The sequence below is a fragment of the Bacteroidota bacterium genome, from assembly GCA_018698135.1.
GTDB lineage: Bacteria > Bacteroidota > Bacteroidia > CAILMK01 > JAAYUY01 > JABINZ01.
Genome location: JABINZ010000208.1, coordinates 1 through 19,889, shown reverse-complemented (window position 1 = coordinate 19,889; position 19,889 = coordinate 1). Strand labels below are relative to the sequence as shown.

The 19,889-nt window shown below is 35.3% G+C and carries 18 protein-coding genes; 14 read left to right on the top strand and 4 right to left on the bottom strand.

Translation table 11 applies throughout. The annotated features are described in order from the left end of the window. Nucleotides 1-1,124: DUF1846 family protein (locus tag HOG71_13490; protein ID MBT5991858.1), on the top strand; the 1,124-nt coding region annotated here is incomplete at its 5' end. A gap of 70 nt (nt 1,125-1,194) precedes the next feature. Here HOG71_13490 and HOG71_13485 read toward each other — a convergent pair. After that, nucleotides 1,195-4,020, bottom strand: a complete 2,826-nt coding sequence (locus HOG71_13485) for an insulinase family protein (GenBank protein ID MBT5991857.1) — start codon at nt 4,018-4,020, stop codon at nt 1,195-1,197. A gap of 183 nt (nt 4,021-4,203) precedes the next feature. Here HOG71_13485 and HOG71_13480 point away from each other — a divergent pair, with 183 nt between their 5' ends. The 3 genes from HOG71_13480 to HOG71_13470 all read left to right on the top strand — a co-directional run bounded on the left by HOG71_13480 (nt 4,204) and on the right by HOG71_13470 (nt 7,004). Further along, nucleotides 4,204-4,848 (top strand): hypothetical protein, encoded by a 645-nt coding sequence (locus HOG71_13480; protein MBT5991856.1) that lies wholly within the window; start codon nt 4,204-4,206, stop codon nt 4,846-4,848. Between the two features lie 26 nt (nt 4,849-4,874). Continuing rightward, nucleotides 4,875-6,287, top strand: coding sequence for a flotillin family protein (locus HOG71_13475; protein MBT5991855.1), 1,413 nt, complete (start codon nt 4,875-4,877; stop codon nt 6,285-6,287). Nucleotides 6,288-6,647: 360 nt separating this feature from the next. Continuing rightward, a complete protein-coding gene (locus HOG71_13470; GenBank protein MBT5991854.1) occupies nt 6,648-7,004 on the top strand; it encodes a hypothetical protein in 357 nt (118 codons plus the stop codon). Nucleotides 7,005-7,276: 272 nt separating this feature from the next. Here HOG71_13470 and HOG71_13465 read toward each other — a convergent pair whose 3' ends face one another. Next, nucleotides 7,277-8,074: a MerR family transcriptional regulator gene (locus HOG71_13465; protein MBT5991853.1), complete on the bottom strand. Its 798-nt coding sequence runs from the start codon at nt 8,072-8,074 to the stop codon at nt 7,277-7,279. Nucleotides 8,075-8,290: 216 nt separating this feature from the next. Here HOG71_13465 and HOG71_13460 point away from each other — a divergent pair, with 216 nt between their 5' ends. The 4 genes from HOG71_13460 (at nt 8,291) to HOG71_13445 (ending at nt 11,790) form a co-directional block, all read left to right on the top strand. Continuing rightward, entirely contained in the window at nt 8,291-9,220 is a 930-nt protein-coding gene (locus HOG71_13460) for a methionyl-tRNA formyltransferase (GenBank protein MBT5991852.1), read from the top strand. Beyond that, complete coding sequence (locus HOG71_13455) at nt 9,195-9,728, top strand: shikimate kinase (protein MBT5991851.1); 534 nt, start codon at nt 9,195-9,197, stop codon at nt 9,726-9,728. The genes HOG71_13460 and HOG71_13455 overlap by 26 nt, the downstream gene beginning before the upstream one ends. Nucleotides 9,729-9,817: 89 nt before the next feature. Continuing rightward, nucleotides 9,818-10,333 (top strand): ferritin, encoded by a 516-nt coding sequence (locus tag HOG71_13450; protein ID MBT5991850.1) that lies wholly within the window; start codon nt 9,818-9,820, stop codon nt 10,331-10,333. Nucleotides 10,334-10,485: 152 nt separating this feature from the next. Next, nucleotides 10,486-11,790, top strand: a complete 1,305-nt coding sequence (locus HOG71_13445; protein ID MBT5991849.1) for a citrate (Si)-synthase — start codon at nt 10,486-10,488, stop codon at nt 11,788-11,790. A 39-nt stretch (nt 11,791-11,829) separates the two neighbouring features. Here the strand turns inward: HOG71_13445 and HOG71_13440 are convergent, their stop codons facing one another. Both HOG71_13440 and HOG71_13435 read right to left on the bottom strand, forming a co-directional pair. Continuing rightward, the gene (locus tag HOG71_13440; protein ID MBT5991848.1) at nt 11,830-12,318 is read right to left on the bottom strand and encodes a DUF4293 domain-containing protein; all 489 of its coding nucleotides are present in this window, start codon (nt 12,316-12,318) and stop codon (nt 11,830-11,832) included. A gap of 31 nt (nt 12,319-12,349) precedes the next feature. Then, nucleotides 12,350-13,555, bottom strand: coding sequence for an S-adenosylmethionine:tRNA ribosyltransferase-isomerase (locus tag HOG71_13435; GenBank protein ID MBT5991847.1), 1,206 nt, complete (start codon nt 13,553-13,555; stop codon nt 12,350-12,352). Between the two features lie 180 nt (nt 13,556-13,735). Between HOG71_13435 and HOG71_13430 the strand changes: the two genes are divergently transcribed. From HOG71_13430 to HOG71_13405, 6 genes are read left to right on the top strand one after another with little or no spacing between them, the layout of a single operon-like run. Further along, complete coding sequence (locus HOG71_13430; GenBank protein MBT5991846.1) at nt 13,736-14,032, top strand: hypothetical protein; 297 nt, start codon at nt 13,736-13,738, stop codon at nt 14,030-14,032. A gap of 19 nt (nt 14,033-14,051) precedes the next feature. Beyond that, nucleotides 14,052-15,893 (top strand): DNA mismatch repair endonuclease MutL, encoded by a 1,842-nt coding sequence (mutL, locus tag HOG71_13425; protein ID MBT5991845.1) that lies wholly within the window; start codon nt 14,052-14,054, stop codon nt 15,891-15,893. Between the two features lies 1 nt (nt 15,894). Next, nucleotides 15,895-16,806: a 1,4-dihydroxy-2-naphthoate octaprenyltransferase gene (gene menA, locus HOG71_13420; protein ID MBT5991844.1), complete on the top strand. Its 912-nt coding sequence runs from the start codon at nt 15,895-15,897 to the stop codon at nt 16,804-16,806. 5 nt (nt 16,807-16,811) lie between these two features. Next, nucleotides 16,812-18,065 carry an arginine deiminase gene (locus HOG71_13415; protein ID MBT5991843.1) on the top strand — a complete coding sequence of 418 codons (1,254 nt, stop codon included), beginning with the start codon at nt 16,812-16,814 and terminating at the stop codon, nt 18,063-18,065. A gap of 9 nt (nt 18,066-18,074) precedes the next feature. Beyond that, on the top strand, nt 18,075-19,346 hold the full coding sequence (locus HOG71_13410; protein ID MBT5991842.1) for a serpin family protein: 1,272 nt from the start codon (nt 18,075-18,077) through the stop codon (nt 19,344-19,346). A gap of 5 nt (nt 19,347-19,351) precedes the next feature. Beyond that, nucleotides 19,352-19,840, top strand: coding sequence for an asparaginase (locus HOG71_13405; protein ID MBT5991841.1), 489 nt, complete (start codon nt 19,352-19,354; stop codon nt 19,838-19,840). The last annotated feature ends 49 nt before the right edge of the window (nt 19,841-19,889 follow it).

The window sequence follows — 19,889 nt, the reverse complement described above, 5'->3', positions numbered from 1 at the left end:
TTAAGAGCAAGTTGGAGAATTATGGGATCAAGGTTTATATCCAAACAGAGATAGAGGGATATCCCAACAATTTGGAAAAAGTATTGAGAGGCTACGATAATCAGCCTTATGTTGTAAGCGATAAAAAACTGACTATTATTACGGGAGCTGGTGGTGGATCAGGTAAAATGGCTGTTGCCTTAAGTCAAATTCACCATGAACGAAAAATGGGAATTAAAACCGGTTTTGCCAAATTTGAAACCTTCCCTATTTGGAATTTAGAATTAAATCATCCTATAAATGTTGCATATGAAGCTGCCACTGCGGATATGCTGGATGTAAACCTCGTTGATCCTTTTCACAAAGAAGCATATAATCAGGTAGCCATAAACTACAATAGAGATATCGAAAATTTCACCATCCTTCATAATTTAATGAAACGAATTACCGGAGAACTGGAAGCATTTGGATACAGATCACCAACCGACATGGGTGTGAATATGGCAAAAGAAGGCATCATTGACAATGAAGCTTGTAGTAAAGCTGGTAAAGAGGAGATTTTAAGAAGATACTTCCGTTACCATCGTGAAAAAATTGAAGGAATTGAAACACAAGAAACCATCGATCAAATGCAAATGATCATGGACAAAGTGAATGTAAAACCAGAAGACAGGAAGGTTGTTGAAATGGCTGAATTAACCGCAAAAAAAGGAGAAGGATTTGATGGAGTGAGCTGTGGAGCTGCCATTCAGCTAAGTGATGGCAAAATTCTTACAGGAAAAAATTCAAAGCAATTTCATGCCGAATCGGCTGTTTTACTGAATGCCATAAAAGAACTTTCGAAAATACCTGACGAGATTGACCTCCTAAGTCCAGAGATTATAAAAAGTATAACTGAACTCAAATTTGGATTACTGAATAGGAAAGGAAGCTCTTTAAATGTGAATGAAACACTAATAGCCTTAGCCATGAGTGGGTCAACAAATCCGGCTGCAAAGCATGCTTTGAATAAGTTAAACAAACTTAAAAACTGCGAAATGCACTTGACACATTTACCAACACCAGGAGATGAAGTTGGCTTAATCCGATTAAAAATGAATGTAACAACTTCGGCTAAAATATCTTCTATTCCTGATTTTCAGTAAGTACTATCTACCCTATAACAAAAAAAAAGGAGACCAAATGGTCTCCTTTTTTGATTAACTAAAAAGCTGATTATTTTGCAGGTTCAGGCATCAAAACCACGCGGATATAATGATCCGTATGGATATACTTTTCTGCATAATTTTTCATATCCTCTACACTAATATTTTTAACTATTCCTTCGTATTTATCAAATTCTGTGAAATCACGATTATGGAAGTAGAAATTCTTAAGTGTATTTAACCAGAATCTATTTTCTCTCAGATTGTTTTCAAGACTTCGTAAAGCTGATTCTTGCGCTTTACTAAGATTTACTTCAAGAGCTCCTTCCTGCTGCATTTTTTCAATTTCCTCAAAAACGCTCTTTATCAATTTGTCTACATTTTCTGGTGCACAACCAAAATACACGCCCACATAATACTCTTCTTTTGGGAAATGACTTTGATTTATCCAACAGGAAATACCATAAACACCTGATTGCTCTTCACGAATATTTTCACGTAAACGAATATTCAAAGCACTAACCATGATGTCTAGTTTCACTTTGGTTTCCTGATTATAAACATAGGTACCTGGGAATGCTAAAAATACCGTACTCTTTGGCTCGGTTCCTTTATAAACCACTTTCTCGACAACTCCCTCAGGCTTACTAATTCCTAAATCAACCCACGATTCTTCTCGCTGAATTGCAGGAAGTCCTCCCAAATATTTTTCAATTAAAGGCTTAATTTTTTTCTCATCGAAATTTCCAACAAAAAAGAAAGTAAAGTCACCTGCATTGGCAAATCGATCCATGTAAATTTCCATGATACGATTCAAATCAGCTTCTTTCAAACTTTCTAACGTCATGGGCAATGCTCGCTCGTGATAGTTCGACATAACTGCTGAAATGGAATCACTGAAAACATCATCCGGAGAAGTACCTTTATTATTGATTTGATCTTTCTGGCTTTCGATAAAATTAGTATAGGCTTTTTCGTCTTTTCTTGGCTCAGTAAAATACAAATAAGTAAGTTGCATGAGCGTTTCAAAATCCTCAGGTGTAGAACTACCTCTCAGCCCTTCTTCCAATTGTGAAATATAAGGATAGACAGAAACTACTTTTCCGGCTAACATTTTTTCCAATTGTGTATTATCAAATTGACCTAAACCACTTTGGTTAATGACACTTCCTGCAAAACCAGCAGAAACATCATCTTTCAATGAATAAACTGATTGGCCTCCCAAACTATAAGCTGACATTAGAATTTCTTCATTTTTGAAGTCTGTTTTCTTCAGAACTACTTTCACTCCATTGGCTAATGTCCACTCAGTTGCATCAAGATTAGCAATTTTTTTAGTCTCACTAACTTTTGATCCTTTTGGCTCATTTGCTAACAAGGGTGCTTCAATTACTTCGTCTTTATACGCTTCAATGTCTTTCTTTTCCTTTACTGCTTTAATCATTTTAAGAACATCCTTCTCTTTTGGTAATTCGATGTCTTTCTTTTCAGGGAAAGTCATGATAATCACAGTATTTTCAGTGGAAATAAATTCTTTTGAAAGCAGGTTTAACTCTTCAATTGTTATAGTTGGAAGAAAGCTTTTATACATTTCATATTCGTATTCAATACCAGGAATCGATTCATTCACAAGAAAATTTCGCTGATATTCTCCGGCATAACTAATTGACTTTTGCTTGTCTCTTTCCTTGTAGAGTTTTTCAATATTTTTAAGTAACTCAATCTTTTGTCTTTCCAGCTCTGTAGATGTAAAGCCATGTCGTGTGATGCGTTCTTTTTCAATCAACATCATCTCTAAACTTTCCATCGATTTATTGCGTTTTGCAACAGCCATCAACATAAAAGCATCTTTTACTCTAACCAATTCAGAAAAGCCACCATTCATAAATAATGCAGGAGGCTTGCTGTCCTGTAATTTTTCCTGTAAACGATTGCTCAACATACTGGAATATAATGACTTGACAATGTTTTCACGATAGCTTGCATGATTCACATCCATATTCTTGTCTTTCTTGTAATAAACCTGAATCATGCTATAAGGATTTTCCGGATCAGCAAGGATCTTCACTAAAGGATCTTTGTGATTAGGCATATCAAAAACGGGCCTTTCTCTCGGATTTTCCATAACTGGAATAACTGAGAAATATTTCTTAATATAATCTTCAATGGCTTTCGTTTCAAAATCACCTACAGCTACAACAGCCATCAAATCGGGTCTATACCAATCTTTATAAAAACTGGTTAGTGATTCATGAGGGCCTTTGTCAATGATATCCATTTTACCAATCGGAAGTCTCTCTGCATATTTTGATTTGTAGAAAAGTAAAGGCAAATATTCGCGTGACATACGATCTTGTGCTCCTTGTCCAAGTCGCCATTCTTCGTGAATAACACCTCTTTCCTTATCAATTTCTTCACCCTCAAAACTTACATTGTAAGCCCAATCTGATAGAATTTGAAAACCAGTGTCAATGAATTCATTTTTATCCATCGGAATGGTAAGCATGTAAACTGTTTCATCAAAACTTGTATATGCGTTTAGTTCAGCACCGAACTTCATACCAATCGATTCAAGAAAGTTGATCAGCGCATGTTTTTCAAAATTCTTTGTTCCATTAAAGGCCATATGTTCACAAAAGTGAGCCAAACCTCTCTGGTGCTCGTCTTCAAGCAATGAACCAGCATTGATAACCAATCTGAGTTCAGCTCTGTTTTTAGGTGTCGCGTTTTCGCGGATGTAATATTTAATACCATTATCCAGAACACCTGTGGTGATGGATTTATCTATCGGCATTTCTGCCTTCAGATCGGTAGGGATTTGAGAAAATCCCTGAAATGAAATGGACATTAATCCAATCAAAATCAAATTACCAATAAATCGAATTGAAATTTTCATGTTTTTTACTTTTAATAATATTTTGTCTTTATTTTTAACTAATTTGGGTTACCAAATGGGAGATGATTTTATTAAGGGTGCAAAATTAAGTTATTAATTTTAAACCGATTAGAACAATTGTCTTTGTATTTTCATGTTTAACTTTAATTAACATTTCTTCGAAGCACTCATAAAACAAATACTATGCAAGAACTTTGGGAAGCACTATCAACTTTTGAAAAAATATTCTGGTATATCGCCATTCCTTTCTCTGTCATTTTGCTAATTCAACTCGTTTTAACCTTTGTTGGAATGGATGGTGGATCTTCCGATATTGGAGATGTTGATACGGATGTGCCTGATATAGATGTTGATACAGAGGCCGATGGCGTTTTTAATCATGATGATGGACTTCATGCTGGTGATGGTGTTCCTCAGTTTGGTATTTTTACCATACGAAATTTTATTGCCTTTTTTACCATTTTTGGTTGGGCTGGCATTGCCGGAAATCGGGCAGATTTAAACACTGCCTGGGTAATCATTATTGCAACTGTCCTTGGTGTACTAGCAATGCTTATTATTTCCGCTCTATTTTATTTCATCAGTAAACTTGCAGACTCAGGTGGAGCTTTGGATATGCGAAATGCTGTTAACAAAATTGGCACTGTTTATCTTCCGATAAACGCAAAAAGCGGGAATATTGGCAAAATACAAATAATGGTTCAAGATTCGCTGCATGAGTTAAAAGCTCTGACTAAACATGACGAAGATCTGTCAACAGGAACAGTGGTGAAAGTAATAGGGCTTGCCAGTTCCAACGTATTAATTGTAGAAAAGTTCACTAAATAATTTGATATAAAATTTAACTAAAGACTATGGGCTCATTAACAGTAATTGTTGTTTTTATTGTTGTCATTTTTGTTACAATTCTGGCACTTTTTTCAAGATACAAAAGATGTCCTTCAGACAGGATATTGGTTGTGTATGGTAAAACCGGAAAGACTAAAGCAGGGACAAACCGATCTGCAAAAACAATTCATGGAGGTGCAGCTTTCATTTGGCCGGTCATTCAAAATTATTCATTTCTTGATCTGACTCCTATTTCACTAGAGGTTAACCTTACTAATGCACTTTCAAGACAAAACATTCGTATTGATGTGCCATCACGATTTACGGTGGGAATTTCAACAGAACCTGGAGTAATGACAAATGCTGCTGAACGCCTTTTGGGTCTTGAGCAAAGCCATATTCAGGAATTGGCCAAAGATATCATTTTTGGACAATTACGTTTGGTAGTAGCTACAATGGATATTGAAGAAATCAATACTGATAGAGATAAATTTTTAGCTAATGTATCACAAAATGTAGAAGCTGAATTACAAAAGATTGGTTTAAAGCTTATCAATGTAAACGTAACTGATATTCGTGACGAATCTTCTTATATTGAAGCTCTTGGTAAAGAAGCTGCTGCAAAAGCAATTAATGATGCAAAGAAATCAGTTGCTGAAAAAAATAGAGATGGTTCTATTGGAGAAGCTATTGCCGTACAAGATGAAAGAATCCAGGTTGCCAGTGCAAATGCAAAAGCTGTTGACGGAGAAAATACAGCACTTATTTCTATAGCACAAACAAATGCTGCCAGAAGGGAAAAAGAAGCTGAAGCATTAAAACAAGCTACTGCTGCTGAAAAGGTTCAAGCTGCTCAAGCCTTGGAAGAATCCTATCATGCTGAAAGATTGGCTGAAACTTCACGTTCAGAACGAGAGCGTGCTACAAAAGTGGCCGATATCGTGGTTCCTGCAGAAATTGATAAGCTTAAAATTGAAATTGATGCTGAAGCCATTGCTGAACAAAAAAGAAGAATTGCACGAGGAGAAGCTGATGCTATTGTCGCGCGCAAAACAGCCGAAGCAACAGGTATATACGAGGTTCTAACTAAACAAGCTGAAGGATTTGGCAAACTGGTTGAAGCTGCCAAAGAAAATTCAAGAGATGCCGTATTGCTTATGATTGCAGATAAACTTCCAGAAATTGTGAAAACACAAGTGGAGGCCATTAAAAATCTTAAGATTGATAAAATTACCGTCTGGGATTCACAAAGTGGAGATGGCAAAACACCTGCTGCTGCCAATTTCTTATCCGGGATGCTTAAATCACTTCCGCCAATGGATGAAATTTTCAAGATGGCCGGAATGGAATTACCCGATTATTTAAAAGGTAAAGTTCTTGACGAAAAGGGAGAAATCACTGAAACTGCTGAAGTGATTCCTGAAGAGCCAAAGGAATAGATTCAGTTAAATTCTTTATTCTAAACCCTTCTCATGGAAGGGTTTTTTATTTCTCAGAACTTCTATCTGGGTCTAACACAAAGGACTCTTATGAGTGGGTGGCGAGACAGAGTGAATCGTTCTACCTCCCAACTGAGTCACTCGTTGAGGACTTAGTAGAGTTTATATGTAAAGTACTATAATAAGTTTACAGTTTTTTACATAATCCTAAAAAAGCTTTACAAATTCAGAACCTATTTTTTACGCTTAATTTTACTCATTTTGCTTGTTGTGAAAATAATATCAGATTATTGATTACTTATTAAATGGCCTTGTTTAGGTTTTTTACAAATAAGAAGCAAGTCTAAAAAACAAACTGTTATGAAATCTTTGATTCTAGTATTATCCGTAATTTTCATGTTAAGTGGAAGTGTAAGTGCAAATAAAATAAACGATCCTGAAGCAAAAATGCTCAGTAAAACCAAAGTAATTAAAAAAGTAAAACAAAATGTTGATTACCCTCAATTTGCTATTGAGCAAGATATTAGAGGAGATGTGTATGTAAGTTTTACGCTTAATAATGATGGCTCTATAAATATTGCCGAAATACACTCAACTCAAGTGTTATTGAAAGAGTATGTAAGTGATGAATTAGAAAAGATTACTCTAAAAAAGGATTTTGTCTATCCTGATGAGTCTTATATTATCAAATTTAAGTTTGATTATAGCAAGAATTAAGTCTAGAAAGTTGAGATTAGTTAGAAGGCTATCCGTAATGGGTAGCCTTTTATTTTTGACCTTAATCAATAATTGGCACTTTTCAGCAAATGGATAACGAGGCAGAGTTGTTCCACATGGTCACTCATAGAGGACTCAGATGAACAAATCAACCAGACAGCATGTGACGAAGAAATCACAATTAATTACTATACGGTAAGATCATTAATAGTTAATTCAAATTAAAAGGGAATAGAAATGTAAAGCAGTTAAGATGATGAGAAAACGCTTATTTAATAAGTAGTGCCATCTGTATGGCTTTCTTCATTTTCAACGACCAGCATTCCAGCCTCTGAATGTGATAGTTCAATCTGATTGTATTTTTTCTTTTGAATATGGGAAACGATATTTTCAAATTGTTCCTTCTCTTTTTTTGTAACAATTTGCTTGCTTCCATTGCTTAAAGTAATATTCATTTGTTTTACAGCTCCTAATCGAATTAGTTGAATGGCCATTCGCTCTCCTGATGAATAATCAGAAGCTTCTTTGGATTTGGCTTTGATGGGTTTATCTGTAAATATTTTTTGCAGAATATTGTTAATGCTAATTTGTAGATGATTATTCTTTGAGCTAAATTCTCTGTTGGATGCATACTCTTTTTCTGTAACAGGATGTGCTTGTCCGTTTTCAAAAACAAGTAAATAAACAGCTTCGTTTAACATACTAATAGAAACATAGTATTCTAATAATGGAAATTTGCTTACTTCTTCACTTTGCACTTCTATCAGGTTTTTCTTGACTTTTTTTATTAAATCCAACGATATTCCAAATGTGCGCATATCTTGAATGATGTAAAGCCAAACAAGATCCATCACAGAATATCTTCGCCATCCTTTCCCATTTGTCCGGCTACTACTCAACAAATCATTGCTTTCCCAGTGATTAATGATACGATAGGAAAAATCGCCTGCTGCAGGTTTGTGTGTTTTTTTATTCAATAGTGCGGAAACACTATTTGATTCGTCAGAAGAGGTGTAGTCAGAAAATCCAAGTTCAAAATCAATTCCTCGGAAAATGAAAATATCGCTCATAGTCTTTTTTATCTTACTCACTGGTATAATTACTCTCCAGAAAGTTTCGTTTGGCCCCAAAACATACCTTTGGGTATGAACCAAAAATATGGAATTAATAATTAAATACTGCTATCTGCCTCACAATTAATTAATTATCAGACCGCTGCGTCATTTTCAAAATCAGAGCGTTAATAAATTGCTTAATTTTGCACAACAATAATTTGAGTTAACAAAATGAGAATAATTTTCTTTGGTACCCCCGAATTTGCTGTTTCATCCTTGAAGAAATTGTACGATAATTCCGTTGATATTGCAGCGGTAGTAACCGCTCCAGATCGACCTTCTGGCCGAGGTTTGAAAATGAATGCAACTGCTATAAAAAAATATGCATTAGATCAAAGTATCCCTGTTCTTCAGCCTGAAAAGCTTAAAGACGAGTTGTTCTTAAAACAGCTTAAAAACTTTCAAGCTGACTTATTTGTTGTTGTGGCCTTTCGCATGTTACCCTCCATTGTATGGCAAATGCCTAGCAGGGGAACTATCAACTTACACGCATCCTTACTACCTAATTACAGGGGAGCAGCACCTATTAATTGGGCCATTATAAACGGGGAAGAAAGAACAGGTGTCACAACCTTCTTTATAAATGACAAAATTGATACAGGTGATTTTTTGCTTAAGAAAGAAGTGGAAATAAATATAGATGATACTGCAGGCAGTTTGCACGATACCTTAGAAGAAATTGGATCCGACTTATTGCTGGAAACATGCAAACAACTTAAGGCAAATCAGCTTGACGGAAAAAAACAGCTATTAAGTGGTGAGGAAAAAATAGCTTCAAAATTGAACAGAGTTATTTGTCAGATTAATTGGCAAAAACCAATAACAGATATTTACAATCATATTCGTGGTTTGAGCCCGTATCCAGCAGCATGGACCACTTTGAAAAATAAGGTTTGCAAAATTTATGAGGTAGGTATTGAGCTAAGTCAACATTCAAAAATTAGTGGAACGTTAATCACAGATAATAAGTCCTTTATTAAAGTTGCTGTACAGGGAGGTTATATTGATATTAAGTCTCTGCAATTGGAGGGCAAAAAGAGACTCAATACTGCTGAATTCTTAAAAGGACATGTAATTGAATCAAACGAAAAAATCGGGTAAAATGCGGATTTATATTATCGGATTTATGGGTGCAGGAAAAAGCAGGTTCGCAAAAAACCTAGCAAGCAGTTTATCCTATGATTTTCTTGATTTAGACCTTGAAATTGAACGAAGCGAACATAAATGGATTTCCGAAATTTTCGCCACTAAAGGGGAGGATTATTTTAGAAAAGCTGAACAAAATGCACTAAAAAATACTTTGGAAAAATCAGATGTGGTTATTGCATGTGGTGGTGGAACACCTGTGTTTTTTGATAATATGGAATTCATGAATAAAAACGGTAAAACAATCTATTTAAAACCTGATAATCAAATTATTATTGATCGGTTAAATATCAACAGCCGCAAGCGTCCTCTTCTGAAACAAATTAGGCCCGAAGAAATGGCGGACTACGTTAATAAACTTTTAAAAGAAAGAAATCTGTTTTACCGAAAGGCTCATTTTGTTATTGATCCTCAAAGAACACAACTGGAGCAAGTGAGTAAAATGCTAATCCAAACAAGCTAAATCGTTTTTTTGAACCACAGGAATTGCCGATAATTATCTAATTTTGCACGTAATATTATTTCATTTTACCCTAAAATATAGACAATACAATGATTAAAGAAAAAATCGAAAACGCACTCAATAAGCAAATAAATGAGGAATTATATTCATCTTATTTATATTGGTCCATGTCCTCTTATTTTGAATCTATTAATTTATCGGGATTTGCAAACTGGATGAAAGTACAGGCCGAAGAAGAATATTTACATGCCAGAAAGTTTTATAACTATCTAGTTTCAACAGGTGGACGAGCAATTTTTGAAAGTATTAAAGCACCAAAAAAAGAATGGAATTCAATTGTTGAAATTTTTGAAGAGACTTTAGAGCATGAAATTTTCATTACCAACTGCATAAACGATTTGGTAACACTGGCGTTAGACGAGAGAGATCATGCAACAAATAGCTTTTTAACGTGGTTTGTTGATGAGCAGGTTGAGGAAGTAGCTACTGCTGAACAAGTTTTGCACGAAGTAAAAATGATTGCAGATAGCAAGCAAGGCTTGTTCCTGCTTGACCGAGAATTTAAAACAAGGCCAGGTGTTATTGCTGATATAGCTTCAAATTAGTCACTTATTAAAATAACCCATAATTAATATGCTAATAAACAAATATTTTAATTTGTATATTAGAGGTATATTTGTGTATATCCAAAATGAGCTAGTGTCCCCCATTTTAGGATAGTTAATTGTGTTTTTATTTCTTGATTAAAAATTAAAAGATGGCTACATTAAAAGAGAAGTTGTACGAAAAAATATTAATTGAAAGACCAAAAATTCAGGAATTACTTAAAAATCATGGGGACACTGTTATTGATGAAGTCAGGGTTTCTCAGGTCATTGGAGGTATGCGTGGGATCAAAAGTCTTGTAACCGATATTTCGTACCTCGATCCTGAAGAAGGAATTCGCTTTCGTGGCTATACTATTCCAGAAGTATTTGAGCTTTTACCAAAACCCGATTGCTGTGAAATGCCATTGGTAGAAGGCTTCTACTATTTACTGCTTACTGGAGACATTCCAAATACTGAACAAGTTGAGCAAATTGCAGATGAGTTTAGCAAGAGAAAACATGTTCCATGGTATGTATTTGATGTATTGAGAGCAATGCCTCGTGATACTCATCCAATGACAATGTTTGCCAATGCAATTCTTGCTTTGCAAAGAGAGTCGAAATTTGCAAAGAAATATAGAGAAGGGCTAAAAAGAGAAGATTATTGGGATGCTACTTATGAAGATTCCATTAGTTTGTTGGCTAAATTACCTGAAATTGCCGCCTATATTTACCGAATGAAATACAAAAACAACGAGTTTATTCCACCAGATCCTCATATGGACATGGCAGGAAATTTTGCTCATATGATGGGTGTTGGCAAGCCATATGATGATGTTTCTCGCTTGTATTTTATTCTACATAGTGACCATGAAAGCGGGAATGTAAGTGCACATACAGGACATTTGATTGCCAGTGCCTTGTCTGATATTTATTATTCAATTTCTGGTATGCTTAATGGTTTAGCAGGACCACTCCACGGCTTGGCCAATCAAGAAGTATTGCGCTGGATACAGGGTGAAATGAAAAAATACGGAGGAGTAGTTCCCTCCAAAGAGAAACTAGCAGAGGATGTATGGCATACACTTAATTCCGGACAGGTGATACCTGGGTTTGGACATGCTGTATTGCGTAAAACAGACCCTCGCTATACCGCTCAAAGAGAATTTTGCATGAAGCATATTAAAAACGATATGCTATTTGAATATGTTAAACTTCTTTACGATGTAGTGCCACCGATTTTAAGAGAACAAGGAAAAGCAAAAAACCCATGGCCCAATGTTGATGCACAATCAGGTGTATTGCAATGGCACTTTGGTGTTAAAGAATATGAATTTTACACTGTATTGTTTGGCATGGGAAGAGCCTTTGGTGTAACTGCGAATATTATTTGGGATCGTGCGTTAGGATATCCGCTCGAACGTCCGAAATCGATAACCACTCAAATGATCAGCGATATGGTTAAAGCAAAATAAAAAAAGGGACTTTCGGGTCCCTTTTTTTTTGATTTATACTTACCGAATTCTATCGGCAGACTTCACTAGTTTTTCATCTTTTAGAATGGCTTTGTTTGCCATAAAAAAGATCAATATCATGAGCACAGGAAGAACTATAATCAGGTAGTTTATTAATGCAGCTGAGGTCATAAACTTAATACCTCCTATTTTGTCCAAATCAAAAATAAATGCAACCACTAAGGCCGCTGACAATAGAATCAAAAAACGACTAATAATACTTTGCAGTGATCTCTTTTTGAACAAGAATATGCTAAACAAAGAAAGCAATACGATCAACAAAGAGATTAACATGGGAAAAAGAGGTAATCCTTCTTCAATAAGTTCAGCTTCTGAATTCTCAACTGTATAATGAAAGATGTTGTAATCAATCGTCTGCACAATCTCCTTATTACTATCTAAAACATCTTGCTGAAAATGCATAACAAGAAGCAGAATACTCAACCCTGCTCCAATCAACAACAATAAACTCTGTATTCTTTGAATCATAACCTTATTTTAAATTACAAAACTACAATTATTAAGGAAGTAATAAAGATGAATCGCCATAACTCAAAAACCTATAATCGTTTTGAAGCGCCTCTTGATAAATCTCTTTCCACTGATCTCCAATAAATGCCGCAACCAAAAGAATTAATGTACTTTTAGGAAGGTGATAATTTGTTATCAGCCCATCACACATCTTAAACTTATAGGAAGGATAAATGAAAATTCTGGTCTCTCCTATTAATTGTTCCAGCTTATTCACAACCATAAACTCCAATACAGCATTTAAAGCAATTCTCTTAGTTGGCAATTCATTTTCATCAATAGAATATGGAAACAACTTCTCAATATCAAACTTTTCAAGTAGCCCTAATGATAAACCAACACCAAACCAATACAAGCTCTCAATTGCACGCAAAGAAGTGGTTCCAACACATATAATTTTTTCAGTATGATTTAGCAGGTTCACAATATTCTCTTTGCTAAAAACCAATTGCTCATTGTGCATAGGATGCTCCAATATGTTGCTTTCGCTGATTGGCTGAAATGTGCCAGCACTAACATGTAGCGTCAAAAACTCTTGTCTGATCTGCTTTTCATTTAAGCGGCTAAGCACTTGAGGTGTGAAATGCAATCCTGCCGTTGGGGCAGCAACAGCACCATTTAGTCGGGCATATACAGTTTGATAGCTTTTTGTATCCTCCTCATTTGCAGCTCGCTCCAAATAGGGTGGAATGGGTGTTTTGCCATAGTGATTTAATATCTCTGAAAAGCTAATATCGGCATTCCAATTAAGTTCTACAACAACATGCTTTGCTTCCGTTTCAATTTGTTTTGCCTGCAAGCAAACTGCAGTGCCCTTAATATTTAACTCACTTTTTAAAATTAGCTCCTTATTCCACTTCTTTTTATTTCCAACAAAACATTTCCATGTGCTTTGTTTTTTATTTTCCAAAATATGAGATATCTCATCATTCAAATTATTTGGTTCCAAACAAAAAATCTCTATTCTGGCACCCGTAGGTTTATTAAATAATAAACGCGCTTGTATCACTTTTGTTTCATTAAATACAAGCATAGATTTTTCAGGCAATACCTCCACTATATGCTTAAATTGTTGATGTTTTATCTTTCCATTTGCAAAGACAAGTAGTTTTGACTCATCTCTTTTGGCTAAAGGAAATTTTGCAATTTGCTCTGCTGGCAAATCGTATGTGTAGGTATTTAAATCCAGATTCATAATTGTATAAACCACAAAAATAGCAAAAGGCTTTTATCTGAATCCATGAAGGTATTGAAGATTTTGAAAACTTCGAATTTTGTTAAAGAATCTCAAAAACGGAGCAATTATTGTAAATTTGAATACAGAACTAATTGCCTGATTCTTTTAGTGTTAAAGGATTCAATAAAATAATTTATCATGGCATCTCGCTTACCTACAATGTTTAAATTGCCCGGTTATACTATTTTCGAATATCGACCACGGTATTATGATGAAAAAAAAGACCGCAGAGAAAAAACTAGAAGAAGTATTAAAATTAGGGAAAGGGCGTTTGAAAGAGATAGCATTTTGGTTGATAATTTTAGAAAAGAAAAAGTTGATATCAGAAAAAAATCGATTCTCCTGAGCAACATCATTCGAACAGTTATTGTCGTCTTGTTTTGTGCTATCTGCTATTTTATTGCTCGCGCATTTGGCTTATTATTATTAGGTTAAATCGTTTAAAGAGAAATTAATGCCTGATATTGTCCATTTATTACCCGAGTCTGTTGCTAATCAAATTGCAGCTGGAGAAGTTGTTCAACGACCGTCATCGGTTGTAAAAGAGCTTTTGGAGAATGCTATTGACTCAGGAGCACAAAATATTAAGTTGCTCATTAAAGAATCCGGAAAAACACTAATCCAGGTAAGCGATGATGGAAGTGGAATGTCGGAGACGGATGCCCGTATGTGCTTTGAACGACACGCAACTTCTAAAATTCACCATGCATCCGATCTGTTTAATATCCATACTCTTGGCTTTAGAGGGGAGGCCATGGCATCAATTGCTTCGGTTTCAACAGTCGAGTTAAAAACAAGAAGGCAAGAAGACGAAATTGGAATATTACTGATCATGGAAGGAGGTATTCTCAAGACCCAAGAGCCAATTGCTTGTCCGGTTGGAACAACGGTTAGTGTAAAAAACCTATTCTTCAATATTCCTGTACGAAAGAATTTTCTTAAATCTAATAGTGTTGAACACAAGCATATTATTGACTGTTTTCAGCAAATATCACTGGCAAACACCAGAATTAAATTCATTTTAGCTGGTGAGCGGGAAGAAATATTTCATTTACCCAAAGGTGGTTTAAAAAACAGGATAATTGGTGTACTTGGAAAAAAACACGAAAAATCTTTACTTCCAATTGAAGAGGACACACCTATCCTCAAAGTAAATGGTTTTATTGGAAATCCATCATCTGCACGAAAAACCAGAGGAGAGCAATACCTATTTGTTAATGGACGTTTCATTAAAAATCCATATTTTAATCATGCTATTTTTAATGCTTATGAAGAACTAATCGCATCCGATCACTATCCTCTTTATGTTCTATTTCTGCAGGTAGATCCAGCACGAGTTGACGTCAATGTACATCCAACCAAAACAGAGGTTAAATTCGAAGATGAAAAAGGCATCTATATGATTTTAAAGGCCTCCGTTAAAAAAACACTCGGACAGCACCATGTAGCTCCTACTTTTGATTTTGAACACGAAGCGTTTTTAAATAATCTTCAGCATATTGAAAACAAAAAAAACAAAGACGATTTCAGACTAAAAGTTGATATTGGGTCTCACGAAAATCAGGAGAAAAGAAATCCACTTAGTAATTCAAAATCAAAATCCACCGAGCAGGATTGGAAAGAATTGATGAGGATTCTTGAAATCAAGGAAGAAAAAGAAGGAAAAACAAGTGATATTGAAGAAGTTGAGAAAATTGCTTTCACCGATTCCGAAGAAGAAGACAAGCCAAATCAGGATAGTAAATTAATACAGCTACACAAGAAGTTTATTTTTGCACCAATTCATTCGGGAATCATGCTTATTCACCAGCAGTATGCACATCAGCGAGTTCTTTATGAAGAATTTTTGAACTCATTTAAGGATGAAAACAGGGCCAGTCAAAAGCAATTATTCCCCGAAGTCATGGAGTTTTCTGAAGCCGATTTTCATATTATGAAAGATATTGAACCACTGCTATCATCATTGGGATTTATAATGGAGCTTTTCGGGAAACGTGCTTATGTGATTAATGGCATACCTCTCAATTACAACATTGGTAATCCTGAACAATTTATTGAAAGCCTGATTGAAGAGTTCAAAAATAATTTGGGAATTTCTGAAAACACATTGAACGAAAATCTGGCTCAAACTCTTTCAAGTAAATTAGGAATAAAAGTAGGCGATCATCTTGAAAAAGAAGAAATGAATATGATAGTTGATCAATTGTTTGCTTGCGAAAACCCATATTATTCTCCAACTGGCAAGCCTGTATTTCTAAAAATTGATAATAACGAAATCGACAAAAAATTCGAATAATTTGAACACTAAGCTCAAATATTGGATTCTGGCTTGCAGGCCACATACATTGCCATTGGCGATTTCTGGCATTGGCTTGGGAAATATATTAGCCTATCAAACAGGAACATTCGATTGGAAGATATTTGTGTTTTCAATACTTACGGCCACTTTGCTTCAGATTCTTTCGAATTTAGCCAACGATTATGGCGATTCAAAACATGGATCTGATAACAGTTCTCGCATTGGGCCCGAAAGAGCGGTTCAATCAGGTATTATTAGCGCTGCTTCCATGAAAAAGGCATCAATTGGTGTTGCTATTGGAGCATTTGTATCTGGGTCATTGCTTTTGTTCTTCAGTCGTCATGTAATTGGTTGGACATCCATATTAATACTACTTGGTTTAGGACTAATTGCAATATGGTCAGCATTTGGTTACACCGCTTCAAACAAGCCATACGGTTATAAAGGATTGGGCGATTTATTTGTGTTTCTATTTTTTGGACTAATTGCTGTTTGTGGCTCATTCTATCTTCAAAATAATAGTTTGAACGTTTCTGCATGGTTTGCAGCAATAGCAATTGGACTATTCAGTACAGCTGTATTAAACCTCAACAACATGAGGGATATTAAAAATGACAAAGCAAGTGGAAAAATAACACTTGCGGTTAGGCTGGGCATTATCAAGGCTAAACACTATCATAGTTTTCTTATCGGCTTTGGAATCCTATTTTCCCTGTTCTTCCTCAGCTCCTACTATAATGTATTATGGCAATGGTTGTTTACCACACCCCTTTTTCTTGTTGGACTCAACATTTATAAAGTATATCGGGTAAACGATTCAATTGGATTTTACCCTTTGCTTAAACAGTTATCTTTGGCTGTATTATTTTTCGTGCTCAGTCTGGGCATTGGTTTTATATTGATTAAATAGTTTTCATGAAAATAAATGTTAAATCTGAAATAGGTGAATTAGAGGGTGTTATTATTCATACCCCCGGACGAGAAGTTGAAAACATGGTTCCAGAGTTTGCAGAGCGTGCACTCTATTCGGATATTCTAAATCTTGAAATCGCACGCAAGGAATTCAGTCAATTATCGTCAGTGCTATCAAAACTTACCAAGACATTTGAAGTTAAATCATTATTGTCAGATGTGTTGATGATAAATGATGTCAAAGAAAAATTGATTCATACCATTTGCAAGCGGGAAAACGTAATGAGCATTTCACAAGCACTTCTTGAAACAGAACCTGCTGAGTTAGCCAGGCAGTTGATTGAAGGTGTGGATATGCAAAAAGATAATTTAACTAAATACCTTGACAAAAACAGATATGCATTAAACCCTCTTCATAATTTCTTCTTTACACGCGATGCATCAATAAGCATATTAGACAGGGTGCTTATCAGCCGAATGGCCAATCCTGTTCGCGAACGCGAATCCATGATCATGGAAGCAATTTTTAAGTATCATCCCGATTTTATGGTTCCAACCATTAATCCAATAAAAAGTGCTTTTTTTGATGAAAAAATGAGTGTAGAGGGCGGAGATATTTTGGTAGCCCGCGATGATGTTTTCCTGATTGGTGTAGGAGCCAGAACCACTTCTCAAGGAGTTGATCATATCATTGAATGCATAAAAGAACGAAAAGTAAACAGAAACATCATCATTCAGGAACTACCCTATGAGCCTGAATCTTTCATCCACCTCGATATGGTTTTCACATTTCTGGATGTTGATAAATGTCTGGTATACGAGCCTTTAATCTTACAATCTAATCGTTTTCTGACTATTAACATAAGTATTGAAAATGGACAAGTAACCTCAATCAAAGAAGAAAAAGACATACTTTCGGCTTTAAAAAAACTAGGCATGGATATAGAGCCTGTTTATTGTGGAGGAAAAACAGATTCCTACACACAACAAAGAGAGCAGTGGCATAGTGGAGCAAACTTTTTTGCCTTAGGCCCTGGTAAAGTCATTGGATATGAACGAAACGATCAGACTATTGAAGAGCTTAGCAATCATGGGTTTGAAGTGATTAGCTCAAAAAAAGCACTTCAGGAATCAACTGATTTATCAAAGATTGACCGCTACGTTATTACCATGAAAGGCTCAGAATTACCCCGTGGTGGTGGTGGTTGCCGCTGTATGACTATGCCTGTGTCTAGAAAAGCTGTTAATTGGAAATAAATCAAGATTATGACAAAATATTTTAGCCTAATTCTCATTCCTGTTTTCGTAATTTTCAGCTCATGTTGCAAAAAGAAGGAAGCCCAAGTAGTTGAGGTGGAAATCATTCAGGAAGCAGATGTATGGGAACACGACTATATCGAAGATGATGATTATGATATCATCTATGAAAATTCGTCTTTTGCTTTTAAGCTGTTTCATCAAATCAATGATCCTAAAAAAAATACAATTTTCTCCCCATTTAGTATTTCTTCTGCACTGGCTATGACCTATGCTGGGGCAAAAACCGAAACTGAAAGAGAAATGAGTAAAACATTGCATTTTTCGCTATCTCAACCTCAAGTGCATAAAGGTTTCAAAAACTTGATGAATAATTTATATAGCATTGATCCAGATGCAGGAACGGAACTGAAAATTGCCAATTCCTTATGGGCTCAGGAAAAATATGGAATACTCGACAGCTATTATAAAGTTTGCCAAAAGTATTATGGATCAGGTGTAAAGTACCTGGACTTTAAAAATAAACCTGAAAAATCGCGGATACAAATCAACGATTGGGTTGAAGAAAACACAAATGACAAAATAACAAATCTGATTCCTGAAAATGCAATTTCAGATTTAACACGATTAGTTCTTACAAATGCCATCTGGTTTTATGGCAAATGGATGATTCCTTTTGATAAAAAGCATACCGAAACAGCTCCTTTCTATTTAGAAAATGGTTCATCGGTTCAGGCAAAATTTATGAATCATCCGAAAGAGCGCTTTCTTCATTATAAAGACTCCAGTGTTCAAATAGTAGAACTTCCATATGAAGGAAAGAAAAATGCGATGATGGTGTTTTTACCTGCTGAAGGAAAGTCGATAAACGACTTTGGAAAAGAGTTGAATTATGAATATTTCAATGCGCATAAACGTCTTATGAAAGCCTCTGCAATGGAGGTGTTACTGCCTCGGTTTAGCTTTACCTATAGCATTTCTTTGGAAAAACACTTGTCGGACATGGGCATGCCCTTGGCTTTTTCTGATTTAGCTGATTTTTCAGGCATGACTGGAAAAAGAGATTTAAAAATTGACAAAATAATTCATAAGGCATTTGTTGAAGTAAATGAAGAAGGAACCGAAGCTGCTGGTGCTACTGCAGTTATCATGGTTGAAAGAACAAGTTTTCCTCCTGAAAAAATGACATTTAATGCCAATCGTCCTTTTGCATTTGTTATTTACGATAAGGAAAACGGAAGCATTTTGTTTATTGGAAAAGTTATGAATCCGGTTAAATAGGTCAAATGAAAATACTATTTATTCAAACAGGAGGCACTATTGATAAAGATTACCCTAAAAACCTTGGTGGTTATGCATTTGAAATAAGTGATCCGGCTATTAAACGAATTCTCCATAAACTGAACCCATCTTTTGAATATGAAGTTCTTCCTTTGATTAAAAAGGATAGTATGGACTTGGATAAGGCCGATAGGGAGATGCTTTTTGATGTAATTCAGCGAAGTTCTGATGACAAAATTATCATTACACATGGAACTGATAGTATGATAGAAACAGCTTCGGATCTGGCTAAAATAGCTGATAAAGTTATTGTACTTACTGGAGCCATGCGACCAGAAAAATTTACCGACTCTGATGCAGATATTAACATCGGATTAGCTTTAGGTGCTGTTCAAACAAAGGCGGCCGGAGTTTATATTGCCATGCATGGCTGCATATTTAAATGGAATGAGGTTACAAGGCATCCCGAAAGTGGACAATTCATAAAATCATAGCGTATTCATGCAATATCAGGCTACATATAAAAAACACATTTTAGATTTT